The 22,292-nt window shown below is 58.9% G+C and carries 20 protein-coding genes and 1 tRNA gene; 6 read left to right on the forward strand and 15 right to left on the reverse strand.

The features are described 5' to 3' along the window. Positions 1 to 35 precede the first annotated feature (35 nt). The 6 genes from GOW04_RS00110 (at position 36) to GOW04_RS00135 (ending at position 6,915) form a co-directional block, all read left to right on the forward strand. Positions 36 to 908, forward strand: a complete 873-nt coding sequence (locus GOW04_RS00110) for a MurR/RpiR family transcriptional regulator (protein WP_171231176.1) — start codon at positions 36 to 38, stop codon at positions 906 to 908. 93 nt (positions 909 to 1,001) lie between these two features. Continuing rightward, positions 1,002 to 1,075: transfer RNA gene (locus GOW04_RS00115), tRNA-Gly, on the forward strand. Between the two features lie 129 nt (positions 1,076 to 1,204). Next, positions 1,205 to 3,025, forward strand: a complete 1,821-nt coding sequence (locus GOW04_RS00120; protein ID WP_171231177.1) for an ABC transporter transmembrane domain-containing protein — start codon at positions 1,205 to 1,207, stop codon at positions 3,023 to 3,025. A 160-nt stretch (positions 3,026 to 3,185) separates the two neighbouring features. After that, the gene (locus tag GOW04_RS00125) at positions 3,186 to 5,075 is read left to right on the forward strand and encodes an acyl-CoA synthetase (RefSeq protein ID WP_171231178.1); all 1,890 of its coding nucleotides are present in this window, start codon (positions 3,186 to 3,188) and stop codon (positions 5,073 to 5,075) included. A 12-nt stretch (positions 5,076 to 5,087) separates the two neighbouring features. Then, entirely contained in the window at positions 5,088 to 6,011 is a 924-nt protein-coding gene (locus GOW04_RS00130; protein WP_171231179.1) for an alpha/beta hydrolase, read from the forward strand. A 100-nt stretch (positions 6,012 to 6,111) separates the two neighbouring features. Then, a complete protein-coding gene (locus GOW04_RS00135; protein WP_171231180.1) occupies positions 6,112 to 6,915 on the forward strand; it encodes a methyltransferase domain-containing protein in 804 nt (267 codons plus the stop codon). A gap of 23 nt (positions 6,916 to 6,938) precedes the next feature. Here the strand turns inward: GOW04_RS00135 and GOW04_RS00140 are convergent, their stop codons facing one another. The 15 genes from GOW04_RS00140 to GOW04_RS00210 all read right to left on the reverse strand — a co-directional run bounded on the left by GOW04_RS00140 (position 6,939) and on the right by GOW04_RS00210 (position 22,237). Beyond that, entirely contained in the window at positions 6,939 to 7,775 is an 837-nt protein-coding gene (locus GOW04_RS00140; protein ID WP_171114717.1) for an alkaline phosphatase family protein, read from the reverse strand. Positions 7,776 to 7,929: 154 nt separating this feature from the next. Further along, positions 7,930 to 9,567 (reverse strand): ABC transporter ATP-binding protein, encoded by a 1,638-nt coding sequence (locus GOW04_RS00145; RefSeq protein ID WP_171231181.1) that lies wholly within the window; start codon positions 9,565 to 9,567, stop codon positions 7,930 to 7,932. Further along, positions 9,564 to 10,379 (reverse strand): ABC transporter permease, encoded by an 816-nt coding sequence (locus tag GOW04_RS00150; protein WP_152458793.1) that lies wholly within the window; start codon positions 10,377 to 10,379, stop codon positions 9,564 to 9,566. The genes GOW04_RS00145 and GOW04_RS00150 overlap by 4 nt, the downstream gene beginning before the upstream one ends. Beyond that, positions 10,376 to 11,332: an ABC transporter permease gene (locus tag GOW04_RS00155; RefSeq protein ID WP_152458791.1), complete on the reverse strand. Its 957-nt coding sequence runs from the start codon at positions 11,330 to 11,332 to the stop codon at positions 10,376 to 10,378. Before GOW04_RS00155 ends, GOW04_RS00150 begins: the two co-directional genes overlap by 4 nt. Before the next feature lie 15 nt (positions 11,333 to 11,347). Next, positions 11,348 to 12,934, reverse strand: coding sequence for an ABC transporter substrate-binding protein (locus GOW04_RS00160; RefSeq protein WP_171231182.1), 1,587 nt, complete (start codon positions 12,932 to 12,934; stop codon positions 11,348 to 11,350). A gap of 237 nt (positions 12,935 to 13,171) precedes the next feature. Continuing rightward, positions 13,172 to 14,275, reverse strand: coding sequence for a glycerate kinase (locus GOW04_RS00165; RefSeq protein ID WP_171231183.1), 1,104 nt, complete (start codon positions 14,273 to 14,275; stop codon positions 13,172 to 13,174). After that, entirely contained in the window at positions 14,275 to 14,712 is a 438-nt protein-coding gene (dtd, locus tag GOW04_RS00170) for a D-aminoacyl-tRNA deacylase (protein WP_171114725.1), read from the reverse strand. The genes GOW04_RS00165 and dtd overlap by 1 nt, the downstream gene beginning before the upstream one ends. A gap of 42 nt (positions 14,713 to 14,754) precedes the next feature. Beyond that, on the reverse strand, positions 14,755 to 15,423 hold the full coding sequence (locus tag GOW04_RS00175; protein WP_371814331.1) for a nitroreductase: 669 nt from the start codon (positions 15,421 to 15,423) through the stop codon (positions 14,755 to 14,757). Between the two features lie 101 nt (positions 15,424 to 15,524). Beyond that, positions 15,525 to 16,640: a TFIIB-type zinc finger domain-containing protein gene (locus GOW04_RS00180; RefSeq protein ID WP_171231185.1), complete on the reverse strand. Its 1,116-nt coding sequence runs from the start codon at positions 16,638 to 16,640 to the stop codon at positions 15,525 to 15,527. Positions 16,641 to 16,646: 6 nt separating this feature from the next. After that, positions 16,647 to 16,961, reverse strand: coding sequence for a CPCC family cysteine-rich protein (locus tag GOW04_RS00185; RefSeq protein WP_171231186.1), 315 nt, complete (start codon positions 16,959 to 16,961; stop codon positions 16,647 to 16,649). 9 nt (positions 16,962 to 16,970) lie between these two features. Continuing rightward, positions 16,971 to 18,119 (reverse strand): SPFH domain-containing protein, encoded by a 1,149-nt coding sequence (locus GOW04_RS00190; protein ID WP_171231187.1) that lies wholly within the window; start codon positions 18,117 to 18,119, stop codon positions 16,971 to 16,973. A gap of 22 nt (positions 18,120 to 18,141) precedes the next feature. After that, positions 18,142 to 19,062: a DUF2927 domain-containing protein gene (locus GOW04_RS00195; protein WP_171167076.1), complete on the reverse strand. Its 921-nt coding sequence runs from the start codon at positions 19,060 to 19,062 to the stop codon at positions 18,142 to 18,144. A gap of 49 nt (positions 19,063 to 19,111) precedes the next feature. Beyond that, positions 19,112 to 20,302, reverse strand: a complete 1,191-nt coding sequence (locus GOW04_RS00200; RefSeq protein ID WP_152458777.1) for a toxic anion resistance protein — start codon at positions 20,300 to 20,302, stop codon at positions 19,112 to 19,114. A 29-nt stretch (positions 20,303 to 20,331) separates the two neighbouring features. Continuing rightward, on the reverse strand, positions 20,332 to 21,246 hold the full coding sequence (locus GOW04_RS00205; RefSeq protein WP_171231188.1) for a 5-bromo-4-chloroindolyl phosphate hydrolysis family protein: 915 nt from the start codon (positions 21,244 to 21,246) through the stop codon (positions 20,332 to 20,334). Between the two features lie 175 nt (positions 21,247 to 21,421). Continuing rightward, the gene (locus GOW04_RS00210) at positions 21,422 to 22,237 is read right to left on the reverse strand and encodes a pseudouridine synthase (RefSeq protein WP_171167082.1); all 816 of its coding nucleotides are present in this window, start codon (positions 22,235 to 22,237) and stop codon (positions 21,422 to 21,424) included. Between the last annotated feature and the right edge of the window lie 55 nt (positions 22,238 to 22,292).

Consider the following 22,292-nt stretch of genomic DNA (forward strand, 5'->3'; position numbering starts at 1 on the left):
ATATTCTGTAACAAATTCAAGAAACGAGGGCGCCGATGGCCACCGTTGCCAAACTTGTCAAACAGAGGATTCAGGATGAGCTGGACGATCTGACACGGTCTGAACGTCAATTGGCCTCGGTCCTGTTGCAGGATTATCCGATGGCCGGTTTGCAATCGATCACCAAGCTGGCCGCTGCGGCGCAGGTTTCGACCCCGACAGTTATTCGCATGGCGCGCAAGCTTGGGTTTGACGGGTTCCCCGACTTGCAGGATGCGCTGCGCGAAGAGGTTGCGGCGCAGATCAAAAAGCCGATCTCGAAACGGGACGCCTGGGTTGTGGATGATGAGGCAGAACATCCGACAACGCGTTTTGCCCAGGCGGTATGGACCAACATGCGCCACACGCTGGAACGTCTGGACAAAGAGATGTTCGATGCCGTCGCGCGTCTTTTGGCCGAGACAGAGCGTCATCTTTACGTCGTAGGTGGTCGCATCACGCGGTCAAATGCGGATTACCTGTTCAATCACATGCAGATCATCCGGCCCAACGTGACGATGCTGGGCAATTCGGCGAATGTCTGGCCGCAATACCTTCTGGATATGGATGAATCATCCGTTCTGGTGATCTTCGACATCCGCCGTTACGAGGCGCATCTGGAGAAGCTGGCACAGGTTGCCTCGGGCCGCGGCGTCACCGTTGTTCTGTTTACGGACCAATGGGGTTCGCCAATCGGAAAGACCGCCAATTATTCCTTCCACGCATTGGTCGAGGCGCCCTCCAGTTGGGATTCGACCATTGCCTTGCAGTTGATCTCGGAAACGCTGATTGCCGAAGTGCAGGAGGCACGTTGGGAACAAAGCAAGGAGCGGATCGAAGAACTGGAGCGGTTCTTTTCTTCGACCCGGATATTTCGCAATCAGGACTGACGGGCCGAGCAGTGTCGAAAAAATTGCGCCACTAATTTTGCCACTTCCGGCTTGACGATCCCGAAAGCATGACTTAACCAGCGCAAACCATTTGCGGGTATAGCTTAATGGTAAAGCCCCTGCCTTCCAAGCAGGCTATGTCGGTTCGATTCCGTCTACCCGCTCCACGCCTTCCCTGAAATTCTGCGTCAAATGGCCCTTTCGACCTGCCGATTGCGGTTGTGATGCTTGACCATACCTGCCGCTACCTCCAAGAAAGCGGTCACTCAGTACGGTTCAGGATACAAGGGCCAGACATGGCAAGACAAGCCGCCAGCAAGCCAACGCATACCGCCGCGCCCGGAGCCTCCGAGGAACGCGCCCGTTCAAAGAAGATTGGGGTTCTGGCCTCGCTTTGGCCGTTCATGAAACCCTACAAATTCCTGATGATCGGCGCGACGCTGGCGTTGATTCTGACGGCCAGCATGACCCTGACGCTGCCATTGGCGGTGCGGCGCGTGGTCGACAATTTCCGAATTCAGGATGGAGAGCTTCTGGATTGGTATTTTCTGGCCGCGCTGGTCATCGCTGCCGTTCTGGCCGTGGGCACCGGTATTCGGTATGCGCTTGTGACCCGTCTGGGCGAACGGGTAGTGGCCGATATCCGCAAGGCGGTTTTTGATCGGGTCATCGGCATGAGCCCGGAATTCTATGAGCGAATCATGACCGGTGAGGTGCTGAGCCGGATCACCACTGACACGACGCTGATCCAATCTGTTCTCGGCTCGTCCGTGTCCATTGCCCTGCGAAACATACTGATGTTCGTCGGTGGGCTGGTTCTGATGCTACTGACATCCGCCAAGCTGACCGGGCTGGTATTGTTGCTGATCCCGGTGGTCATCGTGCCGATCCTTGTACTTGGTCGCCGTCTGCGCGTGATCAGCCGCGAGAATCAGGACTGGATCGCGGCCTCGTCCGGCAACGCGGGTGAGGCATTGGGTGCGGTACAGACCGTTCAGGCATTTTCTCATGAACAGGCCAGCCGCCAGCAATTCAGTGAGATGACCGAGACATCTTACAGCGTCTCGCTGCGCCGCATACAGACCCGCGCGGTGCTGACGGTGATCGTGATCTTCCTGGTTTTCTCGGGTATCGTGGGCGTTCTGTGGATGGGTGCCAATGACGTGCGAAATGGCGTGATGACCGAAGGTGTTCTGATCCAGTTCGTCATCTATTCGATCATCATGGCGGGCTCGGTCGCGGCCCTGTCCGAAATCTGGAGCGAACTTCAGCGTGCCGCGGGGGCCACCGAACGTCTGGTCGAGCTGCTGCATGCAGAAGATACCGTGACCGACCCTGCCAATCCCAAAGCGCTGCCCAAGAACATTCAGGGCGAAATCCGGTTTGAAGATGTCAGCTTCCGCTATCCCGCGCGGCCCGATACGGTTGCATTGGATCATCTGTCACTTCTGGTGAAGCCAGGCGAGACGGTCGCATTCGTCGGGCCATCCGGGGCAGGAAAAACAACCGTGATCCAACTGATCCAGCGGTTCTATGATCCGAACTCGGGCCGCGTGACGCTGGACGGTCTTGATCTGCGCGACATCAACCGGTCGGACTTCCGCCGCCACATGGCTCTGGTGCCTCAGGATCCCGTGATCTTTGCTGCATCCGCGCGGGAAAACATCCGCTTTGGTCGTCTGGACGCCTCGGATGCTGAAGTCGAGGTCGCCGCCCGGGCCGCTGCCGCGCATGATTTTATTACGGCCTTGCCCCAAGGATATGACAGCTTTGTCGGCGAACGCGGTGTCATGCTGTCTGGCGGGCAGAAGCAGCGTATTGCCATTGCCCGGGCAATCCTGCGCGACGCGCCGGTTCTGCTGCTGGACGAGGCGACTTCGGCGCTGGATGCGGAAAGCGAACGCGCAGTGCAGGGCGCGGTGGACAAGATGCGTGCCGGGCGCACGACCCTGATCGTCGCGCACAGATTGGCGACTGTTAAGAAAGCGGACCGCATCGTCGTGCTGGAAGAAGGCCGCATCGTTGCGCAAGGCAGCCACGAGGATCTGGTGTCTCAGGACGGGCTGTATGCACGCCTTGCCCGGTTGCAGTTCACCGATGGTGTCGCCGCAGAATAAGAGTGACGCTCCGGCACTTGCGAATTCGCCGTAGCGTCATTCTACATTTTACTCCCCTTGAAGGCTAAGGCCTCGCTTGCGCGAGGTTCGTTTTGCTTCCATCTTGGTTGCGAACAACAAGCCCGCGCAAAACGCGGGAGAATAATACGGGAGGAACCACATGGCCTTTGTGGGTTTGGAAGACAAGAAGCGCATGGAACAGGAAATGCCGTGGGAGGATCGGGATTTGCCCGTCACCTTCCATCAGCTTTTGTCGCGCACCGCAGGGAAGTTCCCCAACCACAATGCCATGAGCTTCCAACTGTTCTCGGGCCCGAAGGACAAGGCCGAGACCCTGACCTGGTCGCAACTTCTGGCTCAGGTCAACCAGGCGGCGAACCTGTTCCGCTCGCTGGGTGTGGGTGAAAAGGACGTGGTCGCCTATGTGCTGCCCAACTGCAACGAGACACTGGTCACGATGATGGGCGGCGCGGTTGCGGGGATCGTGAACCCGATCAACCCCTTGCTTGAACCGGAACAGATCGCCGCGATCCTGCGCGAGACCGGCGCCAAGGTCGTGGTGACGCTGAAATCTTTCCCGAAAACAGATGTCGCGCAGAAGGTCGAAGAGGCGGTGCGCCACGCACCCAAGGTCAATACCATTCTGGAAATCGATCTGAACCGGTATCTGACCCCGCCCAAATCATGGCTGGTGCCGTTTCTGCGCCCCAAGATGGGCGACAAGGAAAAGCTTGCCCATGCGGATTACAAGAACTTCCACACGGAACTGGCCAAGCAACCGACGACGCTGACGTTTGAAGACAGCAAGGAAGATCGTGTCGCCTGTTATTTCCATACCGGCGGTACCACGGGTATGCCGAAGGTGGCGCAGCACAAGTATTCCGGCCTGATCTACAACGGCTGGTTGGGGAACACGCTTCTGTTTGACGAAAACGACGTCATCATGTGCCCGCTGCCCATGTTCCACGTTTTTGCGGTGCATGTCATTGTGATGGCGGCCGTATCATCCGGTGCCCATGTGGTTTTCCCGACGCCACAGGGATATCGCGGCGACGGGGTGTTCGACAATTTCTGGAAGCTGATCGAGCGTTGGAAGGTGAGCTTCATCATCACCGTGCCAACCGCGATTTCAGCCAAGATGCAGCGCCCTGTCGATGCCGATATCTCAAGCGTAAAAACGGCCTTCTCGGGCTCGGCCCCGCTGCCGGTGGAACTGTTCCGCCGCTTTGAAGAAGCGACCGGCGTCACCATTGTCGAAGGGTACGGTCTGACAGAGGCCACATGTCTGGTTTCGTGCAACCCGGTGGATGGTGAGAAAAAGATCGGATCGATCGGTATTCCGTTCCCCTATACAGACGTCAAGATCTTGCAGGATGGGCCAGACGGACCGACCGAGTGCGACACTGATCAAATCGGTGAGATCTGCATCTCGAACCCTGGTGTCTATGCGGGCAATACCTACACTGAGGCCGACAAAAACGTTAACCTGTATCACTTCGACAAGTACCTGCGCACGGGCGATCTGGGGCGCTTCGACGAAGATGGATATCTATGGATCACCGGTCGCGCCAAGGACCTGATCATTCGTGGCGGTCACAACATCGACCCTGCCGAGATCGAAGAGGCTTTGCTGGGTCACGAGGCCGTCGCTTTTGCCGGTGCCATCGGCCAGCCGGATGCGCATTCCGGTGAAGTTCCCTGTGCCTTTGTCGAACTGGTCGAAGGCGCGTCTGTCACCGAAAAAGAGCTGATGGATTACTGCAAGGTTCACGTGCACGAACGCGCGGCGCAACCCAAGCATATGACCATTCTGGACGAGCTGCCCAAAACGGCCGTTGGCAAGGTGTTCAAGCCTGAACTTCGGAAACAGGCCATCACTCGTATCTACAACGGCGCCCTCGAGGATGCCGGTTTGGCGGCGCGGGTGGTTTCCGTCATTGATGATAAGAAACGCGGCCTCGTCGCGCAGCTTGACGCGAACGGATCTTCGGAAGACGATGTTGCAAAAGTGCTGGGCGTATACACCCGGCCATGGGAGTGGACTGAATAAGCCGGAGGGACAATGGACTATGAACGCCTGATCGACGAAGAAACCTGGGCGTTCATACGTCGCACGGCCGAAAGCTATCCCGATGACGCGGTCGAGCTGTCGATCGAGGATCAGCGCCGTGTCTATGACACCATGTGTCAGGACTTTCGCCAACCACGCCCGGCTGGCGTGGAAACTCAGGACCGGGCGGCCGATGGTGTTCCGGTTCGAATTTACTCTGCCGGGCAACCAACCCGAACCGTCATCTATTTTCATGGTGGCGGTTTCGTTGTTGGTGGTCTGGAAAGTCACGACGATGTTTGCGCTGAATTATGCGCCCAAACCGGGTACCGGGTCGTCGCCGTCGATTACCGGCTGTGCCCTGAACATGTGCACCCGGCACAGTTTGACGACTGTTGGAGCGCTGCGAACTGGGTCGCAAATGAATTCGGAGACCCTTTGATTTTGGCCGGCGACAGCGCCGGTGGAAACCTGGCCGCTGCCGTATCCCACTACGCGCGCGGGCGTTTGGACGGGATCCTGGGGCAGGTGCTGATCTATCCGGGCCTCGGAGGGGACCGCAGTCAGGGGTCCTACCAGGAACATGCCCAGGCCCCCTTGCTGACGTTGGATGAAATCAGGTTCTATGAAACCGTCCGATGCGCGGGCGATCCGCCCCAGGGCGATCCGACCTATGCGCCATTGCAGGACAGTGACTTTTCAAACCTGCCGCCGACGGTGGTTGTAACGGCTGATTGCGATCCGCTGCGTGACGACGGGCAAGTTTATTGCAGGCGGATCAATGCGGCGGGCGGGCAGGCCCACTGGGTCAATGAATTCGGTCTTGTGCACGGATATCTGCGCGCAAGAACCGCGGTGAAACGTGCGGCCGACAGTTTTGAGCGTATCTCGGTTGCGATAGAAGCGCTGGGGCAGGGGATCTGGTCCTACGACTGATGCAGTGAATTGAAGGCTCTGGTCCTTTTTTGGGGCCTGTATGCCGAAAACCGGCTGGCTGTGGTAAGCACACTCAAATTTTCCGAGGAGATCTTACCTTATGGCCGACCCCTTTCAGAACGTCGATGCCGCAGGGCCTGAATTCATCAAGCTGTTTGCAGATTCGATGGACCAGCGGCAAGCGGACCCGACGATGGAGCGGATCGTGGCCGCGTATCTGGGTCACCTGAACGTCACGGATGCATCGACGGTTGTTGAAGTTGGCGCCGGTGCAGGCGCCGTCACACGTCGCATCGCATCACACTGCCACCCGGCGAAGGCCATAGGCTTCGAACCTTCGAAAGGATTTGTCTCGGAAGCCAACACGCGGGCCAAGGAGTATTCGAACCTGACTTTCAAGGTTGCCGACGGTGCCGCGCTTCCGCTGGAGGATGATGCCGTCGATGCGGTTATCATGCACACGGTGCTCACGCATGTAGAAGACCCCAAATCGTTGGTTGCCGAGGCCTTCAGAGTGCTGAAACCCGATGGGATCTTGATCGTCTGTGACGCTGATTTCACGAAAGCGACCTTCAATGCTTTTCCGAATGATCCTCTGGATATGTGTGCAAAGGAATTTGTACGCGAGTTTGTGATCGATCCTTTTATCGTCGCAAAACTCAGGTCAATGATTGCCGATGCCGGACTTTCCGTGCAACATTTTGACGTGCAGAGCAGAGTTGTCTCGACAGCCGAGCAGATGTTGCCTTGGGTCGCCCTGACCACCAAGCAAATGTACGAGCGGGGTGATATCGGAAAAGAACTGGCAGAAGGGCTTGTGGCCGAGCACGAAAGACGTGCTCGAAACGGGTCTCTTTATGGATATCAGGTGTTTGCGACAGTGGTAGCTGCGAAGGCCGCATAAGCGGCCCCGAAGCTGCTTGCGTGTTACCGCAGAAACGGTTCGGCCTTCATTGTCTCTGCAATGGGGGCGCCCATTCGGCTCAGGATGGTCGGGGCCAATTGCAATTGGCTTATGACGGTCTCGGAGTCCGGTCCTTCGGCGTCGCCGAAATAATACAGCGCCGTTTCCTGTTGCAGCGGGCCGCGCCCGCCGTGGTGCCCACGCTCGTCCTGGCCGTGATCCGCGGTGACGATCACTTCATATCCCAACTGGCGCCAGCGGGGGATGAAAGGGGCCAGCATCTCGTCGGCGACAAAGCAAGCGTGATCCATTTCTTCACAATCGTGGAAGAAACGGTGGCCCATACTGTCCAGCGTGCAGGTGTGCAGAATGCCATAGTCCAGCCCGAAACGAAGGCACAGATTGGTCAGAGTGGCATACAGGTCGACATCGGATGGCGTCATCTGATTGGCTTTGCCATAGCCCGTCATGCTGTGAAAACGGCCATGGTTGATCGTCGCGCTTTCGGGTTCGTCATATTCGATGTCGCGGACGTAATCGAAGGGATGACGGTTGAAGAACTGCGACCAATAGCTGTGTGTCACCGCCCCGGTCACCCCACCGGCTTCACGCACCTGGCTGAATACGTCCTTGTGGCTCAGCCGGAAGACGTTTCCATTTCCGGTGCAGCCATGCTCTTGCGGCGTCACGCCCGTGTGGATCGACGCATAGCAACTGGCCGATGTCGAGGGCAGCACCGCGCGCAGTTTCCAAAGCCGTGCTTCTCCGCTGTCGACCCAGCCTTCGAGATTGCCGAACAGGCGACGAAAGTTACGATAGGGGACACCGTCCAGAATGATGAGAAGTAGCTTGCGGTCCATGTCAAAGCCCTTTGAGAGATATTGCGTTCCGGCGACCCTAAGAGATTCGATGTCTTCGGGCTGCCACTTTGCGCCCCCAATAGCAAAATCCCGACACCTGTATTCACACAAGGTGCCGGGATTTCAAACCTTCATCGAAATGTCACGAACCGGATCAGTGGCCGGCGCTTTCCATCTTGCGATGGGCGACAACTTCTTCCAGCCAGCCCAGATGCATTTCAGGCACCGAACTGAGCAGCAGATCGGTATAATCGTCGAAGGGCGGGCTCAGCACCTGGCTCTTCGAGCCATAACGGGCCACGCGACCCTGATACATCACCGCGATGCTGTCGCTGATCGCGCGGACCGTCGCCAGATCATGGGTGATGAACAGATAGGCCACATCTTCGATCTTTTGCAGGTCCAGCAGCAGCTTGAGGATCCCGTCTGCCACCAGCGGATCCAGCGCCGAAGTGACCTCGTCACAGATGATCATCTTGGGCTTGGCTGCCAGTGACCGGGCGATACAGACACGCTGCTTCTGACCTCCGGACAGTTCCGCAGGATAGCGGTCGATGAACTTTTCGCCCAACTCGATCTCATCCAACAGCTCGATGATCCGCTTGCGCTTTTCAGCGCCACGCATGTTGAAATAGAACTCCAACGGGCGGCCGATGATGGTACCGACGGTCTGGCGAGGGTTCATTGCCACGTCTGCCATCTGATAGATCATCTGCAACTCGCGCAGATCCTCCCGAGAACGCCCCGCAAGGTCCGGCGACAGCGTGCGACCGGCAAAACGGATCTCGCCATCGCGCGGCGGCAACAGGCCGGTGATCACCCGGGCCAGCGTGGATTTGCCCGAACCGGATTCGCCCACGACCGCCAGCGTCTGCCCCGGATGAAGCTCGACATTGACGTTGTGCAGCACGTCGAAGTTCAGCCCCTTGTAGCGCGCGGTGATCCCGTCAACGGTAAGCAGCGGTTCCGGTGTGGGCTGCTTTTCTTCGTGCTCGATCGAACGCACCGAGACCAAAGCCTGAGTATATTCTTCCTGTGGGTTGTTGATGATCTGATCGGTGCTGCCGTATTCGACTGTGTCACCCATCCGCAAAACCATGATATCGTCGCTGACCTGCGCAACAACCGCCAGGTCATGCGTGATGTACAAAGCGGCAACGCCGGTATCGCGTATGGCATCCTTGATCGCCATAAGAACATCGATCTGGGTGGTCACATCCAGCGCCGTGGTCGGTTCGTCGAACACCACCAGATCGGGCTCAGGACACAGTGCCAATGCGGTCATGCAACGCTGCAACTGACCGCCCGAAACCTGGTGCGGGTAACGGTTGCCGATGTTGTCAGGGTCAGGCAGGCCCAGCTTTGCGAACAGCTCACGCGCGCGGGCCTCGGCCTCTTTGCGCGAAAACTTCTTGTGCTCGACAGCTGCTTCGACAACCTGATCCATGATCTTCTTGGCCGGGTTGAACGACGCGGCGGCAGATTGCGAGACATAGGCAACCTCACCCCCGCGCAGATTCCGAATATCGCCATGCGATGATTTCAGGATGTCGCGCCCGTTGACCCAGACTTCGCCGCCGGTGATTTCAACGCCACCCCGGCCATAGGCCATCGAGGCAAGACCGATGGTGGATTTCCCAGCGCCGGATTCACCGATCAGACCCAATACATTGCCGCGCTCGAGGTCAAAGCTGACCCCGTGCACGATTTCGATGTCATGGGGTTTCTCACCCGGTGGGTAAACGGTCGCACCGATCTTGAGGTCACGGACCTTGAGAAGGGTATCACTCATCCCCGACCTCCTTTCAACGATGTGGTTCGGTTCAGGATCCAGTCAGCGACAAGGTTGACCGAGATCGCGAGCGTCGCGATGGCCACCGCGGGGTACAGGGCCGCGCCAATGCCATACACGATGCCGTCCTTGTTTTCCTTCACGATGCCACCCCAGTCGGCCAGCGGCGGTTGAACGCCGAGACCCAGGAAGGACAGGGTAGAGATGAAAAGCACCATGAAAATGAACCGCAGGCCGAACTCGGCCACCAGGGGTGACAATGCGTTCGGCAGGATTTCCCGGAAGATGATCCATGTCCGCCCCTCACCACGCAGTTTGGCGGCTTCGACATAATCCATCACGTTGATATCCACGGCGACGGAGCGCGAAAGGCGATAAGGGCGTGTCGCATCCAAAAGCCCCATGACAAGGATCAGGATCGGAACAGTAACCGGAACGATGGCCAGAATGACCAGCGCAAGTATCAGGGTAGGGATCGACATGATCAGATCGACTGTCCGGCTAAGCGCCTGATCCGCCCAACCGCCCAGAACGGCGGCCAGAAGACCAAGCGATGTACCGGTCAAGAAGCTGAGCAATGTCGCTGCGGCGGCAATGAAGATCGTCGTGCGACCGCCATAGATCATGCGGGTCAGCAGGTCACGGCCGATATTGTCGGTGCCCAGCAGGTGTTCGGCGCTGGCCGGCTCCCATACATCGCCGACCACTTCTGCCATCCCGTAGGGCGCGATCAACGGGGCCGCAATGGCCACGAAGAAATAGGCGCCGGTGAATATGAGGCCAATCAGTGCCGAAATAGGGATGTTTTTCATTTCGGATGCCTCAGTCTTGGGTTGGCGAGGATCGAGACGATATCCGCGACCATGTTCAGGCCGATGTAAACAGCCGCGAACACCACGCCGCAGGCCAGTACAACCGGCACGTCACGCTTGGTCACGGCGTCCACAAGGTACTGCCCCATGCCGGGATAGACGAACACGACTTCGACCACGACGACGCCGACAACGAGGTAGGCGAGGTTCAGCATGACAACGTTCACGATGGGCGAAATTGCGTTGGGAAAGGCATGCCGCGCGATGACCTGAAATGTGCTCAGGCCCTTGAGTTCGGCGGTTTCGATGTAAGCTGATTGCATGAGGTTCAGAATTGCAGCGCGGGTCATCCGCATCATCTGCGCCAGGACCACCAGTGTCAGAACGAAGGCCGGCAGCGCAATCGCGTTCAGCTTTTGCCAGAACGACATCGAGTCGTTGATCATCGCAAGCGAGGAAAACCATCCCAGCTTGACTGAGATGTAGTAGATCACGACGTAGCCGATCAGGAACTCGGGGATGGAAACCGTTGTCAGCGTGACGGCGGAAATCAGTTTGTCGGGCCAGCGATTGCGGAACCGGACAGCCAGCAGACCCAGAAAGATCGCAAGCGGGACGGATACGATTGCCGCGACACAAGCCAGGAACAACGTGTTCCCGAGGCGTTTTCCGATGCTCTCGGCAATATCAAGTTTGTTGGTCAGCGATTGGCCAAGGTCGCCCTGAACGATGCCGCCCAGCCATTCAAAATAACGGGTCAGGGCCGGGCGGTTCAGGCCCATTTCTTCGCGAAGGTTGGCCAAGGCCTCGGGAGTTGCGGACTGCCCCAGGACGGCTTGCGCGGCGTCTCCGGGAAGAGCTTCGGTCAGGCCAAAAATCAAGGCCGAAGCGCCAAACAGCAATAGAATTCCCAGCGCGAGGCGCTGGGAAACCAGTTTTATGATAGGATGCATTATCCGATGCCCGTATCAGACGAACCACATTTTGCGGGACATGTTGCCGTTCATCATTTCCTGTGTCGGGTCGCTTTCCCAACCATCCAGTTGGTTGCTGACACCTTCGACAAAATCGTTGAACATCGGGCAAATCAGACCGCCTTCATCACGGACCATGCGGCCCATCTGGCTATAGATGCCCTTGCGTTTCTCGACATCCAGTTCTGCACGAGCCGCGAACAGCAGGTCGTCAAATGCCTGAACTTTGAAACGTGTATCGTTCCAGTCAGCCGTCGACAGATACGCGGTCGAATACATCTGGTCCTGCACCGGACGACCGCCCCAGTAAGAGGCACAGAAGGGCTGTACGTTCCAAACCTCGGACCAGTAGCCGTCATTCGGCTCGCGCTTGATTTCCAGCGGAATTCCAGCCTGGGCCGCCGTCTGTTGGAAAAGGGCTGCGGCATCCACGGCACCCGGGAAGGCACCGTCTGCAACACGAAGAATAATCGGCGAACCGTCATGACCGGACTTCTTGTAGTGCTCGGCGGCTTTTTCCACGCTGAACTCGCGCTGTTCGATTGTCTCGTCAAACAGTGGATAGGCTGCGTTAATCGGCATGTCGTTACCGATCGAGCCATAGCCGCGGAGTACTTTGTCCACCAGATCCGCACGGTTGATGGCATACTTCAGGGCCGTGCGCAGTTCGTTGTTGTCGAACGGTGCGGTATCGCAGTGCATGATGAAGACATAGTGGCCGCGGCCAGCAGTCGAGTGCACGGTCAGATTGGGTGCGCGCCCCAGCAGGTCCGCGACCTTTGGTTCAACACGGTTGATGGCGTGGACCTGACCCGATTGCAATGCAGCGGTACGCGCTGTTGCGTCATTGATAACCACGACTTCAACACTGTCGAAGTTACCAAAATCAGAGTTCCAGTGGTTCTCGTATTTTGTGAACAAGTGGCGCACACCGGGTTCGTCTACTTCCACCTTGTACGGTCCGGTTCCGATACCTGCTCCGGGATTGTCCATGCCGCCATCGGGCTGAATGATCAGGTGGTAGTCGGCCATCAGGTACGGAAGGTCCGCGTTTGGCTCGGACAGAGTGACCTGGAAATTGTCACCATCGGCTTTCATCGACTCGATGCCCTTCATGATACCAAGGGCACCAGACTTGGAGTCTTCGTTCGAGTGGCGCTGCATGGTCTTCAGCACGTCCTCGCTGGTCATGGTCTTGCCGTTGTGGAATTCGACACCCTGACGCAGTTTGAACGTCCAAACCTTGGCATCCGCGCTGCCTTCGACGCTTTCCGCCAGGCGCGGTTCGATGGACCCATCGGGTGCAACTTCTACAAGCTGGTCGCCAAACTGCTTGCCGTTCTGGAACGGAACCGAGCTGGCATAGGTCGCGGGATCCAGCGAGTTGGTGGATTCGCCGCCCTGAAGGCCAAATTTCAGGTCACCGCCTTTTTTCGGGCCTGCTGCGCGCGCTGCGTCCGCGAACATCGTGCTGGCCATCGCAGCCGAAACACCCAGGGCCGCGGCTTTCCCCATGAATTCGCGGCGAGTCATCTTCCCGGCTGTGACCTGACCGGCCATATGCGTTATTTGTTCATTCATTGAGTGTTCTCCCTATTGAGTGGTTCCAGCCCCTTGGGGGGCTTTTTGTTGACGCATGAGTCAACGTTGGCTTATTTCCGCGAACCGGGCAAGGTTATTTCTCCTAAATGCCGAAGGCCGAAGCCTTCGCTTTGTTGTCCGGTGTGCGGCAATTTCTGAGTGGGTGTTCAGGTACATTCTGCATTTTCGGGTAGTTTCTGGTCGATTGCGGGCCAAAGCGGCATGATAAGCGTCAATTCATCCACGTATCGCGACAACCAGATCCATGACATTGGTGCCGGTTGGCCCGGTTGTCAGCAGGCCTTGGACTTTTTCCAGGAAAGACCCGCTATCGGCGTTTTGAAGGGCGCGTTCGGCGCCCTCACCCCAGGTTGCTCCGGTTATGATTCCACCCGCCGCATTTGTCGGGCCATCCGTGCCGTCGGTGCCGCCCACAATCACCGCAAGATCCGTTTGTCCCGCGATCTCTTTTGCCAAAGCAAGCGCAAGGGCCTGATTTCTGCCGCCACGTCCCGGGTGATCAGGCAAGACCACGGTCGGTTCTCCGCCAAAGATCATCACGCCCTTTTCCATTCCACGCAGCATGGGCCCAAGACGCGCCGCGACCTGCAAATAGTCGTCGTGCAGGGCCTCATCATTGGTCAAAACCCTCAGCCCCATTGTTTCCGCTGCTTTGGCAGCGGCATTGCGGGCGTGCGCGTTCGAAGCAACGATCCGGGTGCTGGCGGCAAAGGAATGCTTGTCGGGCAATGCTCCGATTCCCGATCCGATGACGTTCAGGTCGTCTCCGGGAACATCCGAAATCGCCAGAACCGTGGCGCGGTCTCCGGCGAAATGGGACAGCAGGCCGCCGCCCTTGATGCGCGACAGCTTGCGCCGCTCGGCATTCATTGCGCGGATATCTAGCCCCTTCGACAGCAGCTCGCGGTTCAACGCCTCGAGATCCGCCAGCGATGTTCCGGGAAGCAAGTCCTCGGCCAGGGATGACGCGCCGCCCGAGACCAGCAGCAGAACATGTGATCCGGGCCCCATCTGTTCTATGGCCAGGCGCAGCGCCCGCCCGCCCGCCAGGCTGCGGTCGTCCGGAACGGGGTGTGACGCTTCGATCACCTCGACCCCGGCCGGCAGGTCGTGGCCATGCCCGTCTTTGGTGACCACAAGCGTGGGGATGGCGCCGAAATGTTCCAGCGCAGCCCGCGCCATGGCTGCCGCGGGTTTGCCCACGGCCAGAATACGGTCTGGTTTCGGGACATCAGGCAAGGCGGCCAGGGTGGCCTCGTACCCGCCGACGGCATCAACACCGGCCTGCCACAACCTGACAGCTTGCTTTTCAATATCCATCAATTCTCCACCCAGATCGTGACCGGCCCGTCATTTACAAGCTCAACCGCCATGTCCGCGCCGAACTGTCCGGTTTCCACCGCGATCCCCTGCGCGGCAAGGTGCTCTGCGAAGACCTTGTACAACTGCTCTCCCAACTCGGGCGGGGCCGCGTTTGAAAATCCGGGGCGATTGCCACTGGAGGTGTCCGCCGCCAGTGTAAACTGGCTGACCACCAAAGCAGAGCCTTCAACATCCAGAAGCGAGCGGTTCATCTTGCCGGCGTCATCCTTGAAAATCCGCAGTTTCGCGGTTTTCTCGGCCAGTTTTTCTGCCTGTGCCTTGCTGTCGCCCTGCATGGCGCAGACAAGAATCATGAGCCCGGGACCAGTTTTGCCGATGACGGTGCCTTCGACCGACACTTTGGCCTGTGTCACCCTTTGCAGCAATGCGCGCACTTGGTTCCTCCCCCGAAACGTTGAGCCTGCCTGAGCGATGGTTTAGCCGCGCCAGTCCACAAAGTCACCCAATGCCGCGCGTTCCGTACGGAAGCTGTTTGCAGGATGATCCATATCCGAATAGCCAAAGGAAATTGCGCATAGGATCAACCGGTCATCGGGGATCTGAAAATACTGATGCAAAAAAGGGCTGTACGCCGCCAATGCCGCTTGCGGGATGGTTGCCACGCCCAAAGCCTGAGCGGCGAGCGCAAAAGCCGTGACAAAGCCGCCGCAATCCATTGCACCATAAGGTCCCAGCTCTGCCGGGCTTGAGATGATGGCACAATGCGGTGCGCCAAAAAGGGCGAAGTTCTGCATCATTTGCTGCGCCGATCCTTCGCGGTCCCCCCGTTCTACGCCAACCGCGCTGTAGAGCGCCCAGCCGCACGTCCGGCGGCGGTCTTGATACACGCCGGAGTAGGAAGCGGGAAAAGGAAGATCGGGGGCCGGCGTGCCGTTCCTGGCTTCGTTTGACATCGCGTCGCGGAACCTGTCGGTTTCGTCTTTGCTGGTGATGACCAATTGCCAAGGTTGCGCATTGCACCAGCTTGGCACACGGGACGCGCTGGCCACGATCTGTTCGATGTCACCACGTGGCACCGGGTCGGGCCGAAAGGCGCGGCAGGAATGGCGCGCGGTCAGAAGCGTGTTCAGGTCGGCCAGGGTCACGTCGTCTTCTCCTCCGGGGCAGCCGGCGGCAGGATGGGTGAGAAGCCGGGGATGTTCAAGGGGTTCCGCCGCGGAGTTTTCGGCGGAGGAACCCCCGAAGGTCATTGCTGTCCGGTCGCCATCAGGTATCCGATGCCCGCGGCAACCAGCAGGCCAAGCACAACGGCGATCGTGATCTTGATTGCCGACCAGGGGCGTTCTCCCTGAACCCGACCTGTCCGGCCGTTCACCACGAAACGATAGGTCTGACCGCGATACTTGTACGCCGCCAACCAGACCGGCAGCAGGATATGTTTGAACGTGACATCGCGCACATCGGTGTCCACTGCATGGATGCGTTGCCTGTCGCCCCCAATATCAAAACGCACGTCCCGCTCGATCACGCGGGCCATATATGCGCGTGCTTCGGCATATCCATCTTTCAGCTCGACCGTATAGGCCTCGGCCCGAAAACCGGCGAGGTACTCTGGCTGGTAAGGTTCCAGAGCCGGGAGATCCCAAGGCTCCAGAGCATCCGTGTAAGCCTTGGGCAGGGACCTTGAGGCCAATACCAATACGTCGTCAAAAAATCGCGCCACCCGGCCCGACTTGGGCGTCCAGCGGACCTTGGGCACCTGTTGTCGCACCCGTTTGCCATCCCGCATGACGGTGCGGGTTTCATAGTAGACTATGCCGCGCTCTCCGCGATAGGCCGACTTCGTATCGGCGTCGAAGGTCCAGTAGGGCACATAGATGCCCTGCATCCTGCGACCCTTGCGGGCATAATCTTTCAACCCGTTCGGCGCGAACCACAACCTTCCCAGCCAGTCGCTCATGGCCTTGTGGGCGGCGCGTTCGTCCAGCGCAAAGGGCAGAACGCCTTTCGGTTTGATATGCCGGTTCACCCCGGTGTCCGTCACGACCGGGGTGGCGCAGAACGGGCATTCCGCAGCATGGGTGTCGGGATCAAATTCAACCTGCGCTGCACAGTTCGGGCAGGACAGAACCCGCGTCTCTTCGATTTCGCTGTCGGGCAGGCGGTCGGCGATGGCAGCGTCGAAATCCAGCTCGCGCAGGCTGGCGCCGCCCCAGGGGCCGGCACCGATCGGTTCGGAATGGCCGCAATGGTCACAGGTCAGAGTGCCGGATTGCGGGTCGAATCGATAATCCGCGCCGCAATTGTCACATGGAAAACGATGTTCCGCAGAACCGGATGGCGGGGCAGGAGGCTGGGTCATAGGTGGTCACTTGTCGAGGGGAAAGTGAAGATAGGCTGCGCGCTGCTCCTCGGGCAGGACATGCGGCAGCATCGCGACCTCGCAGGCCCCGATTGCCCTGAAATTCTCGCGCGCCTCGGCCAGTGTCAGGCCGTGGTTGGCGGCAGAGGGCTCGCGGGGGTTCTTGTCGTACAGAATGTCCTCGTCCTCCCAAAAGCAGATCGCGCAGATCAGATAGGCCCCGCGCTCGGCCAGGGTGACATAACCGCAGCAAGGGCAGATGAATTGCGGCTGCGGTGCTTTGCGCCCGCCTGTCTTCGAGCGTTTCCGCGATGCGGTCATGCCGATGCCTCACGCCCCGGGCGGCGGAGGCGGCAGGATCGTGAACAGCTGCGCCAGTTCCTGCACCTCGCCCGCTTTCTTCCATCCGTCCTGGCCGGGCGTCCACACGAAAGTGTCACGCGTAATTTCACCCTCGCTGGCCATGCGGCCCATCTTGGCCTTCGAGAACGGGCCGCTGGTCTGTCCGTCCACCGCGATATGCCACACATGCTCCACCGGCGGGGGAGGCGGCGGGGCTACATGCGCGGATGGTTGCGGGGCAGCGGGCGCGGGCGCGCCCCACGGGCCTGACGACTGACCCGCTGCCATGTTCGACATCTGGTTCGCCATCGCCATGCCCATTCCCATGCCAAGGCCAGCGCCCATGCCGCCGCCACCGCTTGGGTTGCTGGCTGCCGCCGTCATCGCCTCGGCCGCGGAATACTGGGTGAACTTGCCCAAATCCCCCGCCAGCCCCATCGAGGTGCGCTTGTCCAGCGCCGCCTCGACCGCCGGCGGCAGTGAGATGTTTTCGATGTAGAATTCCGGCATTTCCAGCCCATAACCGTCGAGCACGGGCGAGACCTCGGCGGCGATCAGCTTGCCCAGATCGGCGGTGTTTGCAGCCATGTCCAGAACCGGGATGCCCGAGCCCGCGATCACCCGGCTGAATTCCTGCACGATGATGTTGCGGATTTGAAAGCTGATCTCGTCCATCGTGAATTCACCGTCGGTGCCCACGATCTCGACCAGAAATTTGGCCGGGTCCTTCACCCGGATCGTGTAGGTGCCATAGGCGCGGATCCGGGTGGGGCCGAATTCGGGATCGCGCAGCATGATCGGGTTCTTGGTGCCCCATTTCAGATCGTTGAACCGGGTCGTGTTGACGAAATAGATCTCGGACTTGAACGGCGACTGGAACCCGTGATCCCAATGTTGCAGCGTCGTCATGATCGGCATGTTGTTGGTTTCAAGCATATAGAGGCCCGGCGTGAAAACGTCGGCCAGCTGGCCTTCGTGCACGAATACGGCCGCCTGGCCCTCGCGCACGGTCAGCTTGGCGCCATACTTGATCTCGTGGCCTTCACGCTCGAACCGCCAGACCATCGTGTCACGGGTGTCGTCCACCCAATGAATGACATCAATGAATTCTCCGGTCAGAAAATCGAATATTCCCATTTGGGTTCTCCTGTCCTTGGGGTCAGAGCGACTGCCCCATCAATTCATGTGCGATAATTCGTACAATGGGTCGCGCTTCATCAACGCCTACGCCGGGCTGCAAGCGTGGGTCGTACAACATCGTCAGCAGTTTTTCGTCGTGACTGGTCAGTAAGGCAAATTCGTCATCATCGTTGAAAATCGAAGGTCGCGCTGCCGGGCTGTCATTGGACAAACCAAGACCCTGAGCAATTTCTTCGTGAATGCAGCTTTGGCGACCCAAATCCGTCAATTCCGCCCGAATGAGGGACACGGCACGTACGTATCTGTGCGGTGATGAGGTCGTTGCCGATGCAAACACCAGACAGTCGAAATTTGCACGTGGATTGGCCACCAGATTCAGCGAGTCCTGACTGATATTCGGGATCAGCTGTTTGAGGCGGGATACGACATAGGCGCTGTCATCCTTGCCTGCAAAAAAGACATGGAAATTGGCGTTGCGGGAGACAACGGAAACCGGATGATCGGTCAATCTGGCCAGTCGGGTTGCAAAGGACCGCACCTGATCTGCATCTTTCTGCCGTGCAGAGGGAAGCACGGAGGGCCCGAACTCGGTCTGTATCCGGACAGAGCCGGACCATCGGCTGAGTTGCCCGTCCGTCTGACGCGAGCCAACCGAGACGCTCTGCGTCGGATACTCGCTGTAGAACGCAATCGCTTCGAAATTTCGCGCCAGATCGTCGGCATCATAGGGGGTGTCCGGGCCACCCCCATCGGTGCGCAAAAGCCCCCGCACCAGCAAGTCCCGTTCAACCCGCTGATAAAAACGCGCCAGATCCTGACTTGCGGCCGACGGTGGCACATAGGCATTGGCTGCCACGGGTGCGGGTGTCGGGCGAGGTTGCGGAACAACAGATGACGTCAGCGTCTCGTCGCAATTGGCCAGAGCCAAAAGCGATACCACCCCTAAGGTCCCTTTCAAGTAACCGAAGGCCCGCACGCCGATCCCGCCCTTAGCCGGGAACCGCCGTACCGGCAGTGTCGCCGGTTCCGTCGCGGCGCGCCTTGGCGGCCGCCAAAGTGTCGCGCAGTTCCTTTTCCATCTTCTGCAACTCGGCTTCGGCTGCGGCGCGTTTGGCCTTGCCTTCGTCCGCAATGGCAAGGCTTTCGTTGATGGTGCCAATCAGGTCGGCATTGGCCTGCTTGACCGCTTCGATGTCGAACACGCCGCGCTCCATCTCTTGGCGGATCATCTTGTTCGATTCGCGAAGGTTGGCCGCATTCGAAGTCAAAAGCTCGTTCGTCAGGTCGTTGGCATCCCGCACCGCGGCGGCGGCTTCGGCGCTGCGTTGTATCGTAACCGCTTGGGCCAGCTGCGTTTCCCACAGCGGGACCGTGTTCACCAGTGTCGAGTTGATCTTGGTGACCAGCGATTTGTCGTTTTCCTGAACCAAGCGGATCGACGGCAGCGACTGCATCGTGACCTGTCGTGTCAGTTTCAGGTCATGAACCCGGCGTTCTAGGTCGTCACGCGCCGCACGGATGTCACGCAGTTCCTGTGCCTTCATCACTTGCTGGTCTTCTGGAGCGGCCTGAACTTCGGCTTCCTTTTCAGGGATGTCGTGGCTGTCCAGCTCGGTCAGCTTCTCTTCGCCCGCAGCGATGTACAGCGCCAGTTCGTCATAAAAGCCCAAGGTCTTCTCATAAAGCAGATCCAGAGATTTGATATCCTTGAGCAGCGTATGCTCATGCCCCAGAAGATCGTCGGTAATGCGATCGATCTGGCCTTGAACCTCTTCGTATTGCGCTGTGAATTTTGCAAACGGTGCAGCCCTGCCCAACAGTTTCTCCCACCAGCTGCGCTCGCGCCGCACGTCAAGTTCACTGACCGAGAAACCGCGGATTGTGGTCACGATATTGCGCAGGCTGTCTCCGGCCGGGCCGACATCCTTGTTGCGCACATCCGCAAGCATGGCCTGGCTGATTTCCTGCAGCTCGGCCTGAGCGGACGAGCCAAACGCGACAATCGAATTGGTGTTGTCCATGTCGATTTCATTCATCCGCTTGCGAATTTCGGCGCTGACTGGTTCGTCGGCTTCCTCCAACGACACGACTTCGGCTTGCGGTTCGGGTAGGGCAACTGCGGTGACTTCCTGTACCAGAGTCTCGGCCTGAACTGCCTTGTTCTTGATCTCATCGGACATGGGTATGTTCCTCGCTCAAATATGGCCGGTCAGTCCAGCCGGACGCCTTCGCGCTGCAATCTTTCACGCAACACGTCGATTTCGACCGTCAGATCACTGCGGTCATCCAATAGCATTTTCCGCGTACGCGCGGCAAAATTCTGTTCCAGATCGTCCAGAAGGGCGGAATAGTCGGCCAGTGCCTGCGCGTCGCGGGTGCGCGCATAGACATCAGCAAATTTGACAGTCGCATCACGCGCGCCCTGTAGATACACAGTCAGATATTTTCTGGCACCGGCCAGATCGCGGGGGTCTTCCTCGACCGTGCGGAACAGGTCACGTGCGGTGTCCTGAAATCGCTCGACCCGGGCTTCGACTCGACGGTCGCCCGCGCGTTTTATTGCATCCGTCATTTCCGACAAGTGCTTCTCGGCATCATCGACCACGCGCGCCACGCGGTCTTGCTGAAAGGTGTCGACTCCCTCCATGCCCTTGTTCTTCATCGGATCAAGCCCGAATGAGACAGAATGCAGAACGGTCGCTGCGACACCAAACAGCACGGGGGCCAACAGGCTGACCTGCGCTGCCGCTTCAGCGTCCAGAAACTCGGACCTGTAAGACGCAAGGCCAGCACCAAGACCGGTGAGAACACTGGCAAATATCTTCCGCGGAAAAGCAGGGCGTCGGGCGGTTTTGCGGGCATTGTACGCGGCTTCGGCTCTCAGACCTTCTCGCAGCAAGAATGCGGCCGCCGTAAGAAAACCAGCGGCGACCAGCCCCAGCGTCATACCAATCGCGCCGTCGTTCAGGGACAGAAACACCAAAGGAATGGCGGGTAGAAACAGAATATTCGCACGTGCGCCAGCGGGCTCGACCCGTGCGCCGTCAAACTGACCCTTGGGCAGTGGGGTGTTTTCCGATTCATCCCCCGGTGGGCTGTATTTGCCGCCAAACCGCTTTGCCATGGCTTACAGACCTCCGAGCAAACCAGTGCAGACGCCAAACAACAGCACCAACAGCACAGCGTAGGCCAGTTTTTGCACTCCGCTTCCGGACATCACGCCCCCCAAATAGCAGCTTTCACTGAAAATTTAGGGTATGCGCGGGCTTAGCGCTAGGGGGAAGGTTGCCGAACCCACATCACTTACGGGGATTCTTGCCGATCTGAGGTCGTTTTCTTTTGGGCCGTGACGGGCGTTTGGGCGGGTTGCCGGGTTTGTCTTCGGCGTCCAGCCCCAGCTGGTCCCGCATGACCCGGCGACGGACTTCTTCGACCTCGCCCTGTTTCAACGTCCCAAGCTGGAAGGGGCCGTAGGACACGCGCAACAGACGATTCACGGTAAAACCAATATCTTCCATCGCGCGGCGGATTTCGCGGTTCTTGCCTTCGCGCAAACCGATCGTCAGCCAGGCATTTGCGCCCTGTTGGCGATCCAATGAGACGGTCATTGGCTGGAACCGTTCTCCCTCGATTACCAACCCCTTGCGCAGCGGTTCGAAATCTTCGTCCTTCGGGCGACCGTTCACCCGCACGCGGTACTTCCGCAACCAGCCGGTCGAGGGCAGTTCCAGCTTGCGCTTGATGCCGCCATCGTTGGTCAACAGCAGCAATCCTTCGGAATTCAGATCCAACCGACCGACGCTCATTACCCGTGGCATGTCGTCGGGCAGCTTGTCGAATATTGTCTCTCGTCCTTTTTCGTCGCGGGTCGTCGTCACCAACCCGGCGGGTTTGTGATACAGCCACAGACGCGACGGTTCCGGTTCCGAGACCGGCCTGCCGTCGACTGCGATCTTGTCTTTCGCGGTCACGTTCAGGGCGGGGCTGTCGATGGTCTTGCCATTCACTGCCACTCGGCCCGCTTCTATCATGCGTTCAGCCTCGCGCCGGGACGCTACGCCAGCGCGGGCCAGGACTTTGGCGATCCGATCGCCGGGGGGTGGGGTCTTGTTCATGTCAGGGCCATACCGCATCCCGGGCGCTTGCGAAAGGCGGGTTTCTGCGGCAGTC

Source organism: Ruegeria sp. HKCCA4812 (assembly GCF_013034245.1).
GTDB lineage: Bacteria > Pseudomonadota > Alphaproteobacteria > Rhodobacterales > Rhodobacteraceae > Ruegeria.

What these genes read in the sequence shown, in the direction of transcription:
- GOW04_RS00125 (WP_171231178.1), top strand. Translation starts at nt 3,186, where the DNA reads ATGGCCTTTGTGGGTTTGGAAGACAAGAAGCGCATGGAACAGGAAATG.
- GOW04_RS00200 (WP_152458777.1), bottom strand. Translation starts at nt 20,302, where the DNA reads ATGTCCGATGAGATCAAGAACAAGGCAGTTCAGGCCGAGACTCTGGTA.
- GOW04_RS00165 (WP_171231183.1), bottom strand. Translation starts at nt 14,275, where the DNA reads ATGGATATTGAAAAGCAAGCTGTCAGGTTGTGGCAGGCCGGTGTTGAT.
- GOW04_RS00130 (WP_171231179.1), top strand. Translation starts at nt 5,088, where the DNA reads ATGGACTATGAACGCCTGATCGACGAAGAAACCTGGGCGTTCATACGT.
- GOW04_RS00120 (WP_171231177.1), top strand. Translation starts at nt 1,205, where the DNA reads ATGGCAAGACAAGCCGCCAGCAAGCCAACGCATACCGCCGCGCCCGGA.
- GOW04_RS00160 (WP_171231182.1), bottom strand. Translation starts at nt 12,934, where the DNA reads ATGAATGAACAAATAACGCATATGGCCGGTCAGGTCACAGCCGGGAAG.
- GOW04_RS00180 (WP_171231185.1), bottom strand. Translation starts at nt 16,640, where the DNA reads ATGACCCAGCCTCCTGCCCCGCCATCCGGTTCTGCGGAACATCGTTTT.
- GOW04_RS00140 (WP_171114717.1), bottom strand. Translation starts at nt 7,775, where the DNA reads ATGGACCGCAAGCTACTTCTCATCATTCTGGACGGTGTCCCCTATCGT.
- GOW04_RS00110 (WP_171231176.1), top strand. Translation starts at nt 36, where the DNA reads ATGGCCACCGTTGCCAAACTTGTCAAACAGAGGATTCAGGATGAGCTG.
- GOW04_RS00145 (WP_171231181.1), bottom strand. Translation starts at nt 9,567, where the DNA reads ATGAGTGATACCCTTCTCAAGGTCCGTGACCTCAAGATCGGTGCGACC.
- GOW04_RS00135 (WP_171231180.1), top strand. Translation starts at nt 6,112, where the DNA reads ATGGCCGACCCCTTTCAGAACGTCGATGCCGCAGGGCCTGAATTCATC.
- GOW04_RS00205 (WP_171231188.1), bottom strand. Translation starts at nt 21,246, where the DNA reads ATGGCAAAGCGGTTTGGCGGCAAATACAGCCCACCGGGGGATGAATCG.
- GOW04_RS00210 (WP_171167082.1), bottom strand. Translation starts at nt 22,237, where the DNA reads ATGAACAAGACCCCACCCCCCGGCGATCGGATCGCCAAAGTCCTGGCC.
- GOW04_RS00155 (WP_152458791.1), bottom strand. Translation starts at nt 11,332, where the DNA reads ATGCATCCTATCATAAAACTGGTTTCCCAGCGCCTCGCGCTGGGAATT.
- GOW04_RS00190 (WP_171231187.1), bottom strand. Translation starts at nt 18,119, where the DNA reads ATGGGAATATTCGATTTTCTGACCGGAGAATTCATTGATGTCATTCAT.
- GOW04_RS00185 (WP_171231186.1), bottom strand. Translation starts at nt 16,961, where the DNA reads ATGACCGCATCGCGGAAACGCTCGAAGACAGGCGGGCGCAAAGCACCG.
- GOW04_RS00150 (WP_152458793.1), bottom strand. Translation starts at nt 10,379, where the DNA reads ATGAAAAACATCCCTATTTCGGCACTGATTGGCCTCATATTCACCGGC.